Annotated in this window: 17 protein-coding genes; 7 read left to right on the forward strand and 10 right to left on the reverse strand. The window is 63.6% G+C overall.

All coding sequences use genetic code 11. The features are described from left to right. Positions 1 to 17 precede the first annotated feature (17 nt). Both HDIA_RS15945 and HDIA_RS15950 read left to right on the forward strand, forming a co-directional pair. The gene (locus tag HDIA_RS15945; protein WP_173796251.1) at positions 18 to 971 is read left to right on the forward strand and encodes a cyclase family protein; all 954 of its coding nucleotides are present in this window, start codon (positions 18 to 20) and stop codon (positions 969 to 971) included. A gap of 191 nt (positions 972 to 1162) precedes the next feature. After that, the gene (locus tag HDIA_RS15950) at positions 1163 to 1909 is read left to right on the forward strand and encodes a hypothetical protein (protein ID WP_099557055.1); all 747 of its coding nucleotides are present in this window, start codon (positions 1163 to 1165) and stop codon (positions 1907 to 1909) included. 54 nt (positions 1910 to 1963) lie between these two features. On the opposite strand, the gene HDIA_RS15955 is transcribed toward HDIA_RS15950, so the two are convergent. Further along, entirely contained in the window at positions 1964 to 2962 is a 999-nt protein-coding gene (locus HDIA_RS15955) for a Gfo/Idh/MocA family protein (RefSeq protein ID WP_099557056.1), read from the reverse strand. A 56-nt stretch (positions 2963 to 3018) separates the two neighbouring features. Next, positions 3019 to 4335 carry a histidinol dehydrogenase gene (gene hisD, locus HDIA_RS15960; protein ID WP_099557057.1) on the reverse strand — a complete coding sequence of 439 codons (1317 nt, stop codon included), beginning with the start codon at positions 4333 to 4335 and terminating at the stop codon, positions 3019 to 3021. A gap of 368 nt (positions 4336 to 4703) precedes the next feature. On the opposite strand from hisD, the gene HDIA_RS15965 reads away from it, so the two are divergent. Both HDIA_RS15965 and HDIA_RS15970 read left to right on the forward strand, forming a co-directional pair. After that, complete coding sequence (locus HDIA_RS15965; protein ID WP_245883898.1) at positions 4704 to 5480, forward strand: TetR/AcrR family transcriptional regulator; 777 nt, start codon at positions 4704 to 4706, stop codon at positions 5478 to 5480. Positions 5481 to 5698: 218 nt separating this feature from the next. Further along, positions 5699 to 6442 carry an FCD domain-containing protein gene (locus HDIA_RS15970; protein WP_099557059.1) on the forward strand — a complete coding sequence of 248 codons (744 nt, stop codon included), beginning with the start codon at positions 5699 to 5701 and terminating at the stop codon, positions 6440 to 6442. A 198-nt stretch (positions 6443 to 6640) separates the two neighbouring features. Here HDIA_RS15970 and HDIA_RS25400 read toward each other — a convergent pair whose 3' ends face one another. After that, complete coding sequence (locus tag HDIA_RS25400; protein WP_157775691.1) at positions 6641 to 6910, reverse strand: hypothetical protein; 270 nt, start codon at positions 6908 to 6910, stop codon at positions 6641 to 6643. Here HDIA_RS25400 and HDIA_RS15975 point away from each other — a divergent pair. Next, positions 6888 to 8105, forward strand: a complete 1218-nt coding sequence (locus tag HDIA_RS15975) for an LVIVD repeat-containing protein (RefSeq protein ID WP_099557060.1) — start codon at positions 6888 to 6890, stop codon at positions 8103 to 8105. The genes HDIA_RS25400 and HDIA_RS15975 overlap by 23 nt on opposite strands. Before the next feature lie 11 nt (positions 8106 to 8116). Continuing rightward, complete coding sequence (locus HDIA_RS15980) at positions 8117 to 9208, forward strand: CobW family GTP-binding protein (RefSeq protein WP_099557061.1); 1092 nt, start codon at positions 8117 to 8119, stop codon at positions 9206 to 9208. A gap of 196 nt (positions 9209 to 9404) precedes the next feature. On the opposite strand, the gene copD is transcribed toward HDIA_RS15980, so the two are convergent. From copD to HDIA_RS16015, 7 genes are all read right to left on the reverse strand, one after another. Further along, positions 9405 to 10292, reverse strand: coding sequence for a copper homeostasis membrane protein CopD (gene copD / locus HDIA_RS15985; protein ID WP_157775692.1), 888 nt, complete (start codon positions 10290 to 10292; stop codon positions 9405 to 9407). A gap of 5 nt (positions 10293 to 10297) precedes the next feature. Beyond that, positions 10298 to 10666, reverse strand: a complete 369-nt coding sequence (gene copC / locus HDIA_RS15990; RefSeq protein ID WP_099557063.1) for a copper homeostasis periplasmic binding protein CopC — start codon at positions 10664 to 10666, stop codon at positions 10298 to 10300. A 141-nt stretch (positions 10667 to 10807) separates the two neighbouring features. Then, the gene (locus HDIA_RS15995; protein WP_099557064.1) at positions 10808 to 11587 is read right to left on the reverse strand and encodes an anti-sigma factor family protein; all 780 of its coding nucleotides are present in this window, start codon (positions 11585 to 11587) and stop codon (positions 10808 to 10810) included. Then, complete coding sequence (locus tag HDIA_RS16000) at positions 11584 to 12114, reverse strand: RNA polymerase sigma factor (RefSeq protein WP_099557065.1); 531 nt, start codon at positions 12112 to 12114, stop codon at positions 11584 to 11586. The genes HDIA_RS15995 and HDIA_RS16000 overlap by 4 nt, the downstream gene beginning before the upstream one ends. A gap of 99 nt (positions 12115 to 12213) precedes the next feature. Beyond that, the gene (locus tag HDIA_RS16005) at positions 12214 to 13677 is read right to left on the reverse strand and encodes a YncE family protein (protein ID WP_099557066.1); all 1464 of its coding nucleotides are present in this window, start codon (positions 13675 to 13677) and stop codon (positions 12214 to 12216) included. An 88-nt stretch (positions 13678 to 13765) separates the two neighbouring features. Further along, entirely contained in the window at positions 13766 to 14233 is a 468-nt protein-coding gene (locus tag HDIA_RS16010; RefSeq protein WP_281259952.1) for a DUF305 domain-containing protein, read from the reverse strand. 127 nt (positions 14234 to 14360) lie between these two features. Beyond that, positions 14361 to 15392, reverse strand: coding sequence for a GlxA family transcriptional regulator (locus HDIA_RS16015; RefSeq protein ID WP_099557068.1), 1032 nt, complete (start codon positions 15390 to 15392; stop codon positions 14361 to 14363). Between the two features lie 145 nt (positions 15393 to 15537). Between HDIA_RS16015 and HDIA_RS16020 the strand changes: the two genes are divergently transcribed. Beyond that, positions 15538 to 16608, forward strand: a complete 1071-nt coding sequence (locus HDIA_RS16020; protein WP_099557069.1) for a class I SAM-dependent methyltransferase — start codon at positions 15538 to 15540, stop codon at positions 16606 to 16608. The last annotated feature ends 202 nt before the right edge of the window (positions 16609 to 16810 follow it).

Consider the following 16810-nt stretch of genomic DNA (forward strand, 5'->3'; position numbering starts at 1 on the left):
ACATCAGGGAGGACAGGATGAACATCGAGGTGGGACTGGACGCCATCGCAAAGGCGTCGGAAAAGCTCAGCAACTGGGGCCGCTGGGGCAAGGATGACCACAGCGGCACGCTCAATTTCGTCACGCAGGACGACATCGTCGCTGCCGGAAAGCTGATCAAGACCGGCAAGGTCTTCGCGCTTGGAATCCCGCTGGACCGGGAGGGCCCGCAGACAGGCCTCTTCGGTGGCCGGTTCAATCCGATCCATCAGATGCTCGCGACCGGCACGGACGCCGTCACCGGACAGCAGGATGCCAACAAGATCCGCTATGCCGACGACACGCTGCACCTTTGCGTGCAGGGCGCAACGCACTGGGACGCGCTCGGACACGTCTTCTATCAGGACAAGGCCTACAACGGTCACGATGCCAAGCTGATCGATTCGCGCGGGCTCAGCGTTCTCGGAATCGAGCATTCCAAGTCCAGGATGAGCGGCCGCGGCGTTTTGCTCGATATCGCCCGCTTTCGCGGCGTCGACTGGCTGAAAGACGGCGAGAGCATCTCCAACGACGAGTTGGACGCCTGCGCCAAGGCCCAGGGCGTCGAGATCCGCCGCGCCGATTTCGTCATCATCCGCACCGGACAGATGGAACGCTGTCTTGCCGAAGGTGAATGGGGCGGTTACGCGGGCGGCGACGCCCCCGGCGTCAAGTTCGAGAACTGTTACTGGTGCCACGAGAAAGAGATCGCAGCGATTTGCTCCGACACCTGGGGCGTCGAAGTGCGTCCGAACGAAACGCCGGATGCCAACCAGCCCTGGCACTGGGTGGTGATTCCCGCGATGGGGCTGTGCATGGGCGAGATTTTCTATGTGAAGGAGCTTGCCGAGGATTGCGCCAGGGACGGCGTCTACGAGTTCTTCTTCTGCGGACCGCCGCTCATCATCACGGGTGGAACCGGCTCCCCCATCAATCCCCAGGCCATCAAGTAACCGGCAGCGGCCTTGCGGCTTCGCAGACCATGAAATTGCCCGCCGCGAACCGGTCCGACATGACCGGCTCGCGGCGGCTTGATGTGTTGGGGTCCGATCGGTCCCGCGACAAAGCGGTCGCTCCGGAGGTTTCCAAGTCCGTTGCCGATGGTCTAACTATGGCCCCGTGTCGAACCCTGGAAAGCCGAGCGATGTCCGAACGCATTGAGGAAATCGGGATCATTCCCTTCGGCATTGAGTCCTGGAGCGCGTCCGATCTTCGCGTCAACGAACGGATGAGTGCGCGGCTGACGGTGTCGGCCCCGTTTCCCGTGGCAGCCTTCGAGAGGGGGCGCGCAGCCACCATCCGGCTCAACAGCGCTATGCTGGGACTGCCCGCCCCGAACCTCATCGACACGGAAAAGACGATCCGTGAGCGGCTGGCTGAATATCTGACACGGCTGGCCGGTCCATGGAACCCGATTGGCGGTCAGTTTCTCGGTCGCTATCTCGCCTTTCTCGATACCGAAGTGGACCGCCATCGCGGCGAAATCTCCGACCGGCTTGCCCCGTTTGGCGGGCTCTACGATCCACGAGACGTGCTCTATTCGGCGCCGGCGCCGCTTCCAAGGGCCTTCGTGCATGCCCCCGCGCCCGACACCCGATCGGAACCGGGCGCGATCCGGCCGGAGGATTTCGTGAAGGTGGATTTCGCCTTCCTTGTCGGCGGCAAGACGATCGCAGCGCTTGGGCTGCCATCACGCCTCACGCCCGGCACGCTGCGGCGGCTTCAGGAGCGCCTGTCGGCCGCAGGCGTGACGACCGTCTCGTTTGCGGCCAAGGACCTTGGCAGCGAGGACGGCGCAGTGTTCCGGGAATTGCTCGGACACGAAGGCCTGCGCTTCTGGAAGGATGAAACACTCCCCATCGCGCCCGGCCGCCCGGAACTGCATTTCTGACGTCGCTTTTGGGAGCTGCAGCCGGCAGCCATAGGCCTTTGCCGCCTGTGGCCTTCAACCGTCAAGCTTGACGGCGTTGCCTGTCATGGCCGAGCGGACAACGGCCTCCAGAATGGCGATCGTCTGCAGCTTTTCCTCGTCCGGGATCGGATAGGGCCTCCCGCCCGTCGCCGCTTCGGCAAACGCTTCGAGATTTGCCTTCACGGTATCCGTCCAGTCGAACGTCCATGTGGCCGTGCAGCCATCCTGAAACCGGACCGTCAGGGACGAGTTCCCCACCGTGTCCGGGTGGGTCTCGTTGCGAAATTCCACCCAGGCCCTGGTGCCGAAAACCGCAAAATGCAGATAAAGCGGCGTTGCCAGCGTCGCATTGAGATAGGTGAGCGGACCTGACTTGTGGCGACAGATCACCGACACCACGTCGCCGTTCTCGCCGTCCAGGACGCGATGCGCCGTCGCGGCATAGACGCTCTCTGCCGGACCGAACAGGTTGACGAAGGCGTCGGTCAAGTGAATGCCCATGGCGGTCATGCCCGCGGCGGGCGATTCCACGGCAGACCGTCTCCAGTCGGTTGCCGGCACATTGACCAGCTTGTCGTGGCTGAATGCTGCCTCCGCATGCATGATCGTGCCGAGTTCGTCATTCGCGACCATCCAGCGCAGTTCGATCATCGCAAGCTCGAAGCGCCGCTCGTGGCCGACACCGAGGATGACGCCCGCCTCTCGGCATGCCGCGATCATCGCCTCGGCATCTTCCAGCGTCAGCGCCAGCGGCTTTTCGCAAAAGACATGCTTGCCTGCACGCGCCGCCGCCTCGACCTGTGCGCGATGAAGGCTGTTTGGCGTCGTCAGGATGATGGCATCGATTTCCGGATCGGCGAGCACATCGTCATAGCTGCATCCGAGCGCGATCCCGTTCTCGGCGGCAAGTTCCGCATGCGGCCCGGTGCTGAGTTCGACTGCCCTGACGATCCGCAGCTTCTGCGAATCCTTCATGCGGCCGACGATCGTCTTGCCCCACCATCCAAGACCGAGGATCGCGGCTCTCAGCATCTCTTGCCTCCCCCTGCCCCGAAATGCGGCTGTTCCATCAGAACGGGATGGCGGTGTCAGCCGACCTTGGCCGTCGGCACGGCATAGTCGACATTGCGCCCGCCATACCGCCGCACGCGGACGTTGGCCTGCTCGGCATGACCGAGGAACCCCTCGAGCGCACAGAGACGAGAGCAGTAGTCGCCGATCAGCGCGCTGGCGGCGTCCGTCGTCACCTTCTGGTAGGTGCAGGTCTTCAGGAACTTGCCGACCCAGAGCCCACCCGTGTAGCGCGCGGCCTTGCGCGTCGGCAGGGTGTGGTTCGTCCCGATCACCTTGTCGCCATAGGCGACGTTCGTCCGGGGCCCGAGGAAGAGAGCGCCGTAATTCTTCATTCTGGCCAGAAAGAAGTCCGGATCGGCGGTCATCACCTGCACGTGCTCGGAGGCAATTCGGTCGGCCTCCGCGACCATTTCCTCGTCATCGTCACAGACGATGACTTCGCCGAAATCGTTCCAGGACTGCGATGCGATGTCCGCCGTGGGCAAAATGCGGAGCAGACGCTCCACCTCGGCCATCGTCTCGCGTGCAAGCTTTTCCGACGTCGTGAGGAGTATGGCGGGTGATGTCGGCCCATGCTCGGCCTGGCCCAGAAGATCGGTGGCGCAGATCTCGGCGTCGACCGTCTCGTCCGCGATCACCAGCGTTTCCGTCGGCCCGGCGAAAAGATCGATCCCGACCCGGCCGAAAAGTTGGCGCTTGGCTTCGGCGACATAGGCGTTGCCGGGGCCGACGAGCATGTCGACCGGCGCGATCGTCTCGGTTCCGATGGCCATGGCCGCGACCGCCTGCACACCGCCGAGAACAAGGATTTCGTCGGCTCCGCCAAGATGCATCGCGGCAACGATGGCCGGATGCGGACCGTTTCGAAATGGCGGGGCAGCCGCGACGACGCTGCGAACGCCGGCGACCTTGGCCGTGACGACGCTCATATGGGCGGATGCCACCATCGGGTATTTGCCGCCCGGGACATAGCAGCCGACCCTGTCGACCGGCACGTTCTTGTGCCCCAAAATGACGCCGGGCATTGTTTCGACCTCAAGGTCGGTGATGCAGGCGCGCTGCTTTTCGGCAAAGTTGCGCACCTGGGTTTGCGCAAAGCGGATATCGTCGAGGTCGGCCTTGGAGACCGTCGAAAGAGCAGCCTCGATGTCCTGGTCGCTGAGGAGGAAGCTTTCGGGAGCCCAGTTGTCGAACTGCTGCGAATAGCCGCGCACGGCGGCGTCGCCGCCCTGTTCGATCTCTTGAAGGATCTGCTCGACTGTGGCGCGAACCTTGACGTCCGCATCGGCGCGTTCGGCGGCCGAGCGGGCCGTCTTGAGATTGCGTGCCATGGTGATGCTCCTCCCGAGCCGGCCTTGCGCTGGCCCTGCCTGCAGCCGCGATTTGATCCCGCTCCAACAGGAAGGCGGGTTCGTGCAGCTTGATTTTATTTATCGATTGATAATCTATGCACTCGAGCCCTGTCAAGTCGGCCGACGGACGTAGGGATCGCGACTTTTCCGGCAGACACGGCAGTGTTCCCGGCAATCATGTCAGTGTCCTTGTCGGCTTCAAACGGTGGCTGATCGCTCGTTCGCCAATATCGCGATCCGGCCGCCAAGGACACGCGACGGCTTGGTGGCCTTTTCCTTAAACTTGTTGCCTTCTAAGCCTAGTTGAACAACGAATGAGGGGAACACCGGAGACGCCGCGACGACAGATGTCGGCGCATATTGACAGGGTTCCGGCAGCCGAAGATGCAGCAGTAAAGTGGGTGACGATGGGGGTTCGCGAAAACAAGCCGGTCGAAAGCAAGACGGAGGACGCCACGCCAGCGCGCCGACGGACCCGAATCAAGCCGGAAGAACGCTACCGGGAATTTGTCCGCAAGGCGGTCGCCCTGTTTGCGGAAGTCGGCTTCGGCGCAGGAACGAGAGAGCTTGCCCAGAGGCTTGGCGTCACCCAACCTCTCCTTTACCGGTATTTTCCCAGCAAGGACGACCTCATCGCCGCCGTCTATCGCGAGATCTATGAAAACCGCTGGAAGCCGGAATGGCGCGTGATGCTGGAAGACGACGCCGTTCCCATCCGTGACCGCATGATTGCCTTTTATGAAGATTACACCGCGACGATCTTCATGCCGGAATGGTTGCGCATCTATCTTTTCGCTGGCTTGCGCGGCGTCGATATCAACAAGCGCTATATGGCAACGCTGGAACGGGAAATCCTGATCCCGATCGCCCGCGCAACCCGCCGCAGCTTCGACGTGCCCGACCACGTTCCCCTGCATGCCGAAGAAACCGAGTTGTTCTGGCATCTTCACAGCGGCATTTTCTATTACGGAATTCGGGAGATCGTCTACATGATGGAGATGCCGGTCGACCGCGGGACGATGATCCGCAATTCGGTGGACATTTTCCTCAAGGGCGCCGAGCAGATCCTTCCCCGAATGTCTTACGAAAATACATGCAGTTCCGGCGCGAGCACGGAAGGCTGAGGCCAGCGACCGCAACCTGTGGAATTTTCGGTTTCGGCGCACGTTGGCACGTCGGCGACCGAACTCCATAATCCCCATCATATTCGAACATTTTAATGTTGATTGAACGTTGGGCGCCGACAATGCTATAAGCAGTTGTGAAGCGTGCGCCATGCGGCTCGGACACCGTCCGATGACGGCGCGCTCGCCGTGGCAATGAGCAATGGTAGGAAACGTTCGTGTCCCTTCAGTTTTCGTCGGCCAACGTTCGTCGTGAAAGCGACGTCAGCACCCTCGGGACGGAGGTGTATTCCCGGCTGCGCAACGACCTCATTGCCGGCTATCTGCAACCGGGAGAGCGGCTTCGGTTCCGCCAGCTCAGCGCAACTTATGGTGTCGGCATCGCGCCTCTTCGCGAAGCCCTGTCGCGGCTGATTTCCGATCACCTTGTCATCTTCGAGGGGCACCGGGGCTATTCGGTGGCGCCGCTTTCGTTGGATGACCTTTATGACCTCTGCTCGCTGAGGACCGAACTCAGCTGCAAGGCGCTGAGAAAATCGATCCAGCACGGCGATACCGCGTGGGAGGCCGAAATCGTTGCCTCCCTGCATCTGCTGGAACGAACCCCCTTCCCTGGCGAGACGGCCGACCGCGAGACCATCGACGAATGGGAAAGCCGCCATGACCGTTTCCATCGCGCGCTGATTGCCCACTGCGGATCGCCGCGACTGCTGCATTTCTGCAATGTCCTGTCCGACCATTTCCAGCGCTATCGCCGAGCCGTGGTCGTACGCGTGTCCAAATCGGCCGCGCTGATGGAAAGAGTGCGCGAGCAGCACCGCGAAGTCGCCGAAGCGGCGATTGCGCGCGACACTGAGCTTGCCGTCGCCGCTCTGGCCAGGCATTTCGAGGGCAGCGTCGAAATCGTCGCGCAGAACTACCAGACAATTTCCAAGAACATTTCGGGCGGGAAATCAGCTTGAAGCATCCAGCCAAAAACAGGATGCACAAACAAAGCAATAGAGCGATCGTGCTGACTTGTAAGTTCGGCACGGTGCTCTAGCCCGGACGATACAAACATCGACCGGTGTGACGGCATGACAGGCGGAACCGCCTTCATGCGCCTTGTTCGTTTGGGCGCCGAGACTGCCTGTCCGGTGCTTGCCGAGCACGAATTGCCCTCACGGTCCCTGCATTCGTCGCAGTGACCGGGCCGCAGGCGCAACTCCAATTTCCTTCAAGGCATTGAATATGCTGCCAACGGCGGCCGAAATGCATTGACTCCCCGATATGTTCGAACAATAATCAAATAGCGCAACAAACATCAAACTGCCGAACAAACCGGCGCCGCGCGATTCCAGCGAAGAATTTTCGGTCGCGAGAACGGCATCTGCCTCGATGCCATCCGCTGCGGCTGGCATCAGGAGAATGACATTGAAGATCGACCACATTCATGGCCTGCGTCTGATCGGGCACGATCCGCTTCTGGGTTATGGAGGTATCGGCGAGGGAATGTCGTTGCAGGCGGCACCGGATGGTCGCCGTATCATGTGGCTGGCGCACGAAGGTCCGCCGAAGAATTTTACGGGCGTCGACGTCACGGACCCCAGGAACCCGCGCGTCATCGTGCAGACCGATCTGCCGCACGGGCGGGTGAGGTCCAACTCCCTGGAGACCTGCGGCAGCCTGATGGCTGTCGCCTATCAAACGCTTGAGCCGGGCCTTACGCCGGCCGGCATCGAGATCTTCGACATCTCCGTTCCGGAAACGCCACGTTCGATCAGCTTCTTCGATTGCTCCGGCCCGCACTCGCGCGGCGTTCACCAGGTGTGGTTCGTCGATGGGGAATACATCCATTGCGCTGCCGGCGCGGCCGATTTCACGCCCCGCAACCAGCTTGACGACCAGCCATACCGCATCATCGATGTCCGCGATCCGACCAAGCCGCGCGAAGTGGGACGCTGGTGGAAGCCGGGGACGGCCGAGGGCGACGACGCCCCCGCCCCCGAACGCCTGCCGATCGACAGCGGCGTTCGCGCTCACAACACCAATGTCTACCCCGCCCGGCCCGACCGCTGCTATCTCGGCTATATCGATGGCGGCGGCTATATCCTGGACATCGCGGACAAGTCGTCGCCGAAGGTGATTTCGCAGTTCAATCCGAATCCGCCCTTCCCCGGCTTCACCCACACGGTGATGCCGCTTTTCAGCCGCGACCTGCTGGTCGTGACGCACGAGTGCGTCCTGGACGACGGCGCGGACTGGCCCAAGCTCACCTGGCTGGTCGACGCGCGCCGGGAAGACAATCTCGTTCCGCTCAGCGTCCTGCCGATGCCTCCGGTCGAGGAATACGGGCGCAAGGGCGGGCGCTACGGCTGCCACAACGTGCACGAAAATCCGCCCCGGGAAACGGCGCTGCAATCCGACACGCTGATCTTCTCGACGCTCTTCAACGGCGGCGTCAGGGTGCACGACGTCTCCGATCCGCTGCAGCCCAAGGAAGTGGCCGCATTCGTGCCCGGCGCGCCGGAGGGATCACGCGTGCCGGCCTGCCAGATCAACGACGTTTATGTCGATGAGAACGGGATCGTCTATGCGGTGGACCGGCATACCGGCGGCCTTTACGTCCTGGAACTGGAAATCTGACGGACCGGCCGATGAGTACCTTTCCCGTCACGCTGATTACCGGCTTTCTGGGCAGTGGCAAGACGACACTGCTCAACAATCTGCTGCATGATCAGCAGATGGCGGATACGGCCGTCATCATCAACGAATTCGGCGACGTCGCGATCGACCATCTGCTGGTGGAAAGCGCCATCGAGAATGCCGTCGTGCTGCAAAGCGGCTGCATCTGCTGCACCGTGCGAGGCGATCTCGTCGATACGCTCGGCGACCTCGTCGCCAAGGCCGAGCGTGGCGATATCCCCCGGTTTTCACGGATCGTCATCGAGACGACCGGGCTTGCCGATCCGACATCCGTTGTCCGTCTTTTCGCCGGCGAACCGCTGCTGGCGGAGACATTCCATCTTCGGGCCGTGGTCACCACGGTTGACGCCGTCAACGGCATGACGCAGCTCGACAAATTCGAGGAGGCGGCAAGGCAGGTCGCTCTCGCCGACGTCCTGATTCTGACCAAGACGGACCTCGTCGAGCCGCAGGCAACCAATGTCCTGCGAGACCGGCTGCACCATCTCAATCCGGGTGCCGAGATCATTCCGGTCGTCGCGGGAAAACTTTCGCCGGACGACCTGTTCGCCCATGCACCGGCAGCGCCTTCCGGCCCGGACGGCGATGTCGGCCGATGGCTAAAGCTTGACGCCTTCGGGCCGCGCGAGCCGCACCGGAACGGCCACGACCATGCGCATGGCGATGCTTCCTCATCCCATGACGATCACCACAACCACGACGATGCGCATCATGGTCACCTTCACCACGACGCATCGATCCATTCCTTCACCGTCACGCTGGACGCCCCCATCGAGCGTGACGCGCTGCGCGGCTGGCTGGCGTCGATCCTGTCGCTGCGCGGACAGGATCTCCTTCGCATGAAGGGCATCGTCAACGTTCTGGGCCTTGATGGCCCGATGGTCGTTCATGCGGTGCAGGACATTGTCCATCCGCCCATGACACTGGCCGCTTGGCCAAGCGACGACCACTCGACGCGGATCGTCTTCATCACGCGCAATATCTCCCAGCCCGCGCTGCAGCGCAGCCTCGAGGCCATGGCCCGTGAACATCGGGTATCGTGAAGGCAGTCGTGTGTGCCTGCCGGCCCTGCCGGCGAGCATCGAATCCTGCTGCCGGAATATGCTCGGGTTTGACGTCGGACCGCGACGGATAAATGCCGACAGCCCCGGCATGCTGTTCGACCGAGGCATGGAAAATCGCGTGACGACGTCTCGACAGACGGCCGGGCGATTGTCCAGCGCCGGTACCGATGGCTTTTCACATCGGCGACAGCGTTCCAAGAACGGCGACGAGGGCCAGCACGCAGACCGCGAGTATCGCTTCTGCCAGGGCAGCGTTCCTGAGCTTGCCGATGGCGACGGGATCGCCGCCGGCAATCGAGGGCGACAAGACGAACCGGTTGCGCGTTGCCAGCGCGATCATCGCCAACACGAGTGTGATTTTGGCGGCGAGAAGCAGAAGATAGGGTGAAAGCCGATCCACCGGCCAGCCACCAATGTCAAACAACGTATTGGCAATACCGCTCGCGACCACGAGGGCAACGGCCCATTGTCCCATGCGCGAATACCGCGCCACCAGACGCCGTGTGTCGTGAAGCGAGTCCGATTGCGAGGCGGCGTGCGACAGCGCAAGCGCCAAGGCAATCAGGGACCCCGCCCAGGCGCCTCCTGCGAGAAGATGCACGGCGTCCGCCGCAACATGCGCGACGCCCGCGATGCCCTCGTTCATGACGGCATGACCGGAAAGGGCGAAGCTTGCCAGTTGCAGGCCCGAGACGAATGTCACGAGTACCGGCCGATCGAATGTTGCCGCCACCGCCAATGTCGTCAGCGCCGCCAGGCAACACCGGAGCAGCCACCCCTCGCCTATGCTTGTGTGAAAGACGAGCGTTTGCAGGAGCCCACCGGTCGCGGCCTCCCGCCAGCCACCGGCAATGATGGCCGCTTCGGCAAAGACCCAGGCGATGGTGGCCGCAAGGGCGATGGCTGCGGCGATCAGGAGAGGCAGAGCAAACCGCCGACCGAGAGACGCCTTCGTGGAATTCGGAGCGATGAACGCCAGAAAGAGGCTGGTTCCGTAGACGAGGATCGCCGCCGGGTAAGTCGCAAGCCGCACGGCGATCATGGCGTTGCCCGGGCCGATCATCGTCGTCAGTCCCCGATGGTGAACTGGAAGGTGCCCGTCGTCTCGTGCCCGTCGAGCGCGAGCGCGTGCCATGCGACGTGGACGGAGCCTCGGGACAATGTGCCGATGATGGGAACCAGCAATTCCTTGTCGTTGCCGTCGGCAACCGAGGGTGTGCCGGTCGCGATGGCATGGTTGCCGCTGTCGGTCACCTTTGCGCCGCTGAGGCTGGGTTCGATGGCCTCGGAGAAATCGAGCGCCAGCACCGTCGGCGCGGCCGAGACCGTCGCATTCGCGGCGGGAACGGCGCTCTCCAGACGGGCGTGGGCGAAGGCACCGGTCGTCAAGCCGAGGCCGATGGCACAGGCGAGCAGACCCTTGCGGATCAGTTTCATGGGATGTCCTTTCAGGCAATGGTCGCGGCAGCGAGCGGCTGGCACGGGCAGCAAATGACAACCTCGATGACAGAACGAGGCGGCGCCGCGATGAAGTGGCAAGAGGACGTGCAGCCGTTCGTCGTTCCTCGGCGGGCGGCCTCAGACGTTCTGCGTTGTCTGCTGGCGGATCTCGTCGGCGACTGGATGCAGGTCTTGCGGCGCGACGGGCCCGACGAGGCTGTAGCCGATGCCGTCGTTGGCCCAGGTATAGCCGGTGAGATTTCCTGACCGGGTCTCCGACATGGGCGCATTCTTGTCGGCCGCCATCTTCCGGGTGACCATGACGAGCCGCGTTCCCCTGTCGTCGTCATACATGAGCATCACGGCCGGGCCGTGGGGGGTGGCGACGAGACGGCCGCCCATGAAGCGATAGCCGGCGCGTTCGAGGTCCGGAATGGTGAGCGGATGCCGGAGCCGGTCCGACGTCCAGGAGACGAGATCGCGGCTGTCGGCGGCGGTGATTTCCACGGGCCGGACGTGATCGCTGGCATAGACGGCATAGCTGTCGGCGGCCTCGCTGGCGAGAGCGGTGACGCCCTCCGTTCCTGCGGGCATCCCGCCATGGAGCGACCATCCGCCGGCGAGCCCTGCGCCAAGCAGGACGACGGCAGCGGCGGCATCGCGCCAGGAATGGCGGCGCAAGGCCTTGCGGTTGTCCTGCACCAGACGAGCGAGATTGAGTTCGGAGGGGATCGGTTCCTCGGCGATGGGGCGCAGAGCCGCCTTCAACTGCTCGCGCTGGCGTTGATAGGACGCAAGGCGTTCGGCTTCCTGCGGATGTGCCTCCAGGTAGGCCTCGATCTCGGCGTGACGGACCTGATCGAGCCTGCCGTCGACATAGGCCTGGAGATCGTCTTCGCTGATCGGTCGTTCGTTCATTTCACACTCCGCGGGCGGAACGAGACGATCTGTCCGGTTTCGCTCTCATCTTCCATGAACCGCCGCATGCGCTCGCGCGCTCGCGCAAGACGGGACATCACCGTCCCCAGCGGAATATCGAGCACCCGCGCGGCATCGGCATAGCTCATGTCCTCGACCGAGACGAGGAGCAGCACGCTTTTCTGATCTTCCGGCAAGGTGTCGAGCGCACGAAGAACGTCCTGCTGTCTGAGCCCCTGATCCTGATCGGCGGCCTGGGCCATGGCGTCCTGTCCGATATCCTCGATCGCAACATGCGCGCCCCGCCGTTTCTCCTGCCGCAGCCGGGAGACCGCCAGATTGTGCAGGATCGTGAAAGTCCACGAGCGGGTATCGCTGCCTTCGCGTCTTTGATGCCAGCGGCTGATCGCATGCTCCAGACAATCCTGCACGAGATCGTCGGCGGCGGTCCGGTCGTGGAGCAAGGCCCGGGCATAGCGCCTGAGCGGCGGGATCAGTGGCTCCAGCAGGGTCATCATGTCATCCATGAAAGAGCTCTTGTCCGTTCTTCTCGCCCTCTATGGGCGACGGTCTTGCAGGCCATGAGTGTGGCCCGCCGGCAGGAAGGGACCGGCGGGCCTGCCGGTTCAGTCAGCAGACGTCGTCTGAACCTGAACCGGGGTGCTGATCTTGTCCATCGTGCCCGAGGCGATCACCAGGTAGCGCTTGGACCCGGAGTCCTGCCCCTGCACGACCTGCCGGATCGGCCCGACGGCGTTGACGATCGAGCCACCGGCCGGGTTGGCCTTGAACTGGGCCAGCGGCTGAAGGTCGCCCGATCCATCCGACTTCGCCGCAAGCGCCAGCACATACTGGTGGCCCGGCTCAAGGCCCGTGACCGAAGCCTCCAGAACCTGCGTCAGCCCCTGGTCGAACAGCGCCACGCTGGTCGGCGCCTTGCCGCCCTTCTCCGAGCCCGGCGCGGAGAGGTTGAAGTGCGCGACCTCGCCGGAAAGGCCGAGCGGCTGCAGGTTCTCCGTACCGGCGCCTTCAGGCACGGCATTGGGAACATAGGCCACGGCCTGCGGCGCCTGCCCGATCGGGATCGTCGCGATGACCTTGTTGGTCAGGGTGTCGATGGCCGCGAGCTTTGCCGCGTTTTCCAGACCGACATAGATGCGGCTGCCATCGCCCGAGGGCCAGAGGCCGTGCGGCAGATCGCCGACCGGGATCGTGGCGACCTGGCTGAAGTCGTCCGTCCGGTAGACCTTGACCTCGTTGAGGCCGCCGATGGTTACATAGGCAAAGGTGCCATTGGCATTGTGGGCGAAGTTGACATGGTTGGTGATCGGCCCGGTATCGATGGTCTTGATCACGTTGAACGGCGGCTTGGCGTCGAAGACCTGAACCTTGCCGACATCCTTCAGGGTGAACCAGACCTGCTTGCCGTCGGGCGTTGCCGCGATATTCGGGCAGAAGGGGCTTGCCTGCTTGACCTTGGCGACGATCTTGTGGCTCGCCACGTCGATCACGTCGGTCTCCGGGTTGAAGGAGTTGCAGACGTAGCCGTATTTGCCGTCGACGGAAAAGATCTGCATGCCCGGGCCGGCCGGGGTCTTGATCCGGGTCTTTTCCTCGAACGTCTTGCCGTCGAGGACGTCGACATAGTCCTCGCCGCGGACGGTGACCCAGACTTCCTTGCCGTCGGGCGTGAAGAAGGCTTCGTGCGGCGACCGGCCGACATAGGTCGTGTGCTTCACCTTGTTGGTGGCGGTGTCGATGAAGGTCACCGAGTTGCTGCCGGTGGAGACGACGGCCAACGTCCTGTTGTCCGGCGAAAAGCCCATGCCGTGGACGAGCGTCTGGCCGCGGTAGAGCGGCGACAGGTTGCCCGGCTGCGGGTCGCCGAGGCGGATGACGCCGAGGAGCTTGTTGCTGGCCGGATCGGTCACCGAGACCGTGTTGGAATACTGTTCCGCGGCATAGACGCGGTCACGATGACTGACGGGAAAGTCCTTGGCCGAAGCCGCATAGGGCGCCTGGCCGGCGAAGGCGGATACGCTGGCAAGCAGCGCGCCGGCCAGCGCGGTGGAAAAGAGAATGCGTTTCATCAGGTTTTCCTTCTTGGGGGAGAGATGTGGAACGCTGGCTCCACGGGCCGCGGCCGCCGCGGCGACACGCGGAGAGACCTTGCCGGCGTCAGTTGCCGGCTTCGGTGGGCGACGGTGTCGAGGCGGGCAGCGGCTCGCCGACCGCCAGGCGCATGGCGGCGATCTCCTGCTGCTGCGTGATGATGATTTCCTGGGCGAGATACTTCAGCTTCTGGTTCTTGCCGTAGCGCAGCAGAAGCTTGGCCATGTCGATGGCGCCCTGATGGTGGGGAACCATCATGTCGACGAAATCCTTGTCGACGTCGCCGGTCGGCGGAACAGCCATTCCGGCCATCATTTTCGACATGGCGGTATCGTTGCCGTCGAGGAACGGTTGTTCCGCCTTGAGGGCGGCGGGATCGGTACCCGCCGCCGGCGCCGGTGTCTGCATCGTCATGGAAGACATGTCGTCCGCCGCGACCGGCAAGACCGGACCTGCGAGGAGAAAGACGGCGCTCATGAGAGCGATATGCGCTGCCGACTTGCGCTTTTCCGAGATCATCTGCCACTCCTTCATTCGTTGATGAACGACTGGTGGCGTAGACGTCAGCGGGCGCTGTTTATTCCGTTCGGTCTGCCTCAAGGGCCCGAATGGATAGTCACGATTGCTTGAGGGGTTCGTGTCCGAGAGGGGATACAGGCGCCTATCGACGCGCGAACTCCGGAATCTGGAACCGCCGCCGATAGGCGCCCGGCGTCATTCCAATGGTGCGCTTGAACAGACGGCGGAAAAACGCGGCGTCTTCGTAGCCCACCCGCCAACTGATCTCATCCACGGGTGAATCCGTGCGCTCCAGCCGCCGCTTCGCATCCTCGATCCGCAGGCGTTGCACATACGCAAGAGGCGCGATCCCGGTCGCATCGGCGAAGCGCCGCTTGAACGTGCGTTCGGCGAGTTTCGAGCGCCTGATCATCTCTTCCACGGGATTGGCGATCGAGAAGTTGGTCGCAAGCCACTCCTGCGCATTCAGGATTTCGGCATCGCCGTGGTCGGTCCTGCCCTCGAAGATCATGTAGGGGGTCAGCCCGTCCTGGTGCCATTGCAGCGCGAACATGCGCGCCACCTCCTGTGCGACGGTCGCGCCGACATGATGGGCGATGAGGTAGAGCACCAGGTCGTGCCAGGTGTTCGACGCGCCCGAGCTGACGAGATCTTCGCGCGTTCCCGAGATCACCAGCACGCGCTCGGGATGGATCTGGATGGTCGGGTAGCAGGCCGCGAACTGGTCCGCGTAGCCGAAATGGACGGTCGCGTCCCTGCCGTCGAACAGCCCCGTCTCGGCCAGCAGGAAGACCCCGGAGCAGGCCGAGCACAGCCTCGCACCGCCGTCGTGCATGCGCACAATCCAGTCCACCAGGCGCGGGTAGCGACCCGTTTGCCATCCGCCCGGTTTGAGCAGGACCGACGGGACGATGAGGATGTCGCACGCCGCAATGTCTTCGATCGGGCGCTGGACCTCGATGGGAACGCCGCTGGCCAGCTGCAACAGGCCCGCTTCCTCGCAGACGATCTCGACCTTGAAGGGATGCTCCGTTCCGGGGCGGGCGATCCCCATCATCGAGACCCCGTTCAGGACATCGTAGAGCCCGGCCAGCGTCGAGATGACCGCATCCGGCAGCGCCAAGAGGCAGACCCGCAGCGGGACAGATCCGGTCTGGTTCGCCTGTCTGGACATCGTGGCCTTTCGCGCCGCGCCGCGAGAAAGCGCCCGACATGGCACGTTCGGACCGATTGCGGGCGAAAGCCGCTCTGTCGCGCCGGCTCCCCAACGGCCTACACCAGAGCCGCATCCAAGTGCAACTCAACCAGGGAATATCGCGATGCTGGATACACCGAAGATCGATCAGGCAAGGCTCGACGCCTTCGCCACACGTGCCATCGGCGACCTCACGGCCGGGTATACCGGCGTGATGGTGAGCCTTGGCAGCAAGCTCGGTCTCTACAAGGCAATGGCCGGTGCCGGCCCGTTGAGCGCCAAGGAAGTCGCCAAGCGCGCCGGCTGCGCCGAGCGCTATGTCGGCGAATGGCTCAATGCCCAGGCCGCCGGCGGCTACATCGCCTACCACGGGGCGAGCGATACCTACGAACTGCTGCCCGAACAGGCGATGGTGCTGGCCGACGAGGACAGCCCCGTCTACATCCCGCACGCCTGGAACGTGCCGGCATCGATGTGGTTCGATGAGGCCAAATCGCTTGAGGCCTTCCGAACCGGCAAGGGCGTCGCCTGGGGCGAGCATGACGGACGGCTTTCGTGCGGCTCGGCGGCGTTCTTCCGCAACGGCTACCGCGCCGCCCTCGTGCCGCAATGGCTGCCGGCGCTGGATGGCGTGGTCGAGGAGCTTGAGGCCGGCATCGCGGTTGCCGACGTCGGCTGCGGCTATGGCCACTCGACGCTGCTGATGGCGAAAGCCTTCCCGAACTCGCGTTTTCACGGCTTTGACACGCATCCTGGCTCGCTCGTCGAGGCGCGGCGCAATGCCGAAGTCGCCGGCCTGTCGGATCGGATCGAATACGGACTGGCGCGGGCCGACGACTATCCGGACGGGCAATATGGCCTGATCTGCTTCTTCGACATCCTTCACGATCTCGGAGACCCGGTCGCCGCGGCCCGCCACGCGGCGAAGACCATCGCGCCCGGCGGCACGGTGCTGCTGGTCGAGCCGTTCGCGCGCGACCACGTCAGGGACAACCTCTCTCCGGTGGCGCAACTCTACTACTCGGCTTCGACCGTGATCTGCACCGCACACGCCATCTCCGAGGGCGGACACATGGTGCTGGGAGCACAGGCCGGCGAGGCGCGCCTCGCCGAGGTTTTCCGCAAGGCGGGCTTCACGCATTTCCGCCGCGCCGTGGAAACGCCTTTCAACCTCATCTTCGAGGTGCGGCGCTGAGGTGAGGCATCCCTTCGGTCAACTCGGAAAGACACTTCCGACGGTTCCGACGACCGGGGCCCGGAAGCCGCGCCAGACAGACCCCAATCACTGAACCGCCGGCCCGGACCCAGGAAACCGGGCGGTTCCCCACTTCGCGCGTGAAGGGCGTGCGGAGACGGTCATACCTTCCCTTCGCCAAAGACAGGAAGACACGGGAAAC

This window comes from Hartmannibacter diazotrophicus, assembly GCF_900231165.1.
Taxonomy (GTDB): domain Bacteria; phylum Pseudomonadota; class Alphaproteobacteria; order Rhizobiales; family Pleomorphomonadaceae; genus Hartmannibacter; species Hartmannibacter diazotrophicus.

Bases quoted from the DNA above. Each gene is read 5' to 3' on its own strand.
- HDIA_RS15980 (WP_099557061.1), top strand. From the start codon at position 8,117: ATGAGTACCTTTCCCGTCACGCTGATTACCGGCTTTCTGGGCAGTGGC.
- HDIA_RS15995 (WP_099557064.1), bottom strand. From the start codon at position 11,587: ATGAACGAACGACCGATCAGCGAAGACGATCTCCAGGCCTATGTCGAC.
- HDIA_RS16005 (WP_099557066.1), bottom strand. From the start codon at position 13,677: ATGAAACGCATTCTCTTTTCCACCGCGCTGGCCGGCGCGCTGCTTGCC.
- HDIA_RS15975 (WP_099557060.1), top strand. From the start codon at position 6,888: ATGACATTGAAGATCGACCACATTCATGGCCTGCGTCTGATCGGGCAC.
- copD (WP_157775692.1), bottom strand. From the start codon at position 10,292: ATGATCGGCCCGGGCAACGCCATGATCGCCGTGCGGCTTGCGACTTAC.
- HDIA_RS15965 (WP_245883898.1), top strand. From the start codon at position 4,704: ATGTCGGCGCATATTGACAGGGTTCCGGCAGCCGAAGATGCAGCAGTA.
- HDIA_RS15955 (WP_099557056.1), bottom strand. From the start codon at position 2,962: ATGCTGAGAGCCGCGATCCTCGGTCTTGGATGGTGGGGCAAGACGATC.
- HDIA_RS16000 (WP_099557065.1), bottom strand. From the start codon at position 12,114: ATGGATGACATGATGACCCTGCTGGAGCCACTGATCCCGCCGCTCAGG.
- copC (WP_099557063.1), bottom strand. From the start codon at position 10,666: ATGAAACTGATCCGCAAGGGTCTGCTCGCCTGTGCCATCGGCCTCGGC.
- HDIA_RS16020 (WP_099557069.1), top strand. From the start codon at position 15,538: ATGCTGGATACACCGAAGATCGATCAGGCAAGGCTCGACGCCTTCGCC.
- HDIA_RS15945 (WP_173796251.1), top strand. From the start codon at position 18: ATGAACATCGAGGTGGGACTGGACGCCATCGCAAAGGCGTCGGAAAAG.
- hisD (WP_099557057.1), bottom strand. From the start codon at position 4,335: ATGGCACGCAATCTCAAGACGGCCCGCTCGGCCGCCGAACGCGCCGAT.
- HDIA_RS25400 (WP_157775691.1), bottom strand. From the start codon at position 6,910: ATGTGGTCGATCTTCAATGTCATTCTCCTGATGCCAGCCGCAGCGGAT.
- HDIA_RS16010 (WP_281259952.1), bottom strand. From the start codon at position 14,233: ATGAAGGAGTGGCAGATGATCTCGGAAAAGCGCAAGTCGGCAGCGCAT.
- HDIA_RS15950 (WP_099557055.1), top strand. From the start codon at position 1,163: ATGTCCGAACGCATTGAGGAAATCGGGATCATTCCCTTCGGCATTGAG.
- HDIA_RS16015 (WP_099557068.1), bottom strand. From the start codon at position 15,392: ATGTCCAGACAGGCGAACCAGACCGGATCTGTCCCGCTGCGGGTCTGC.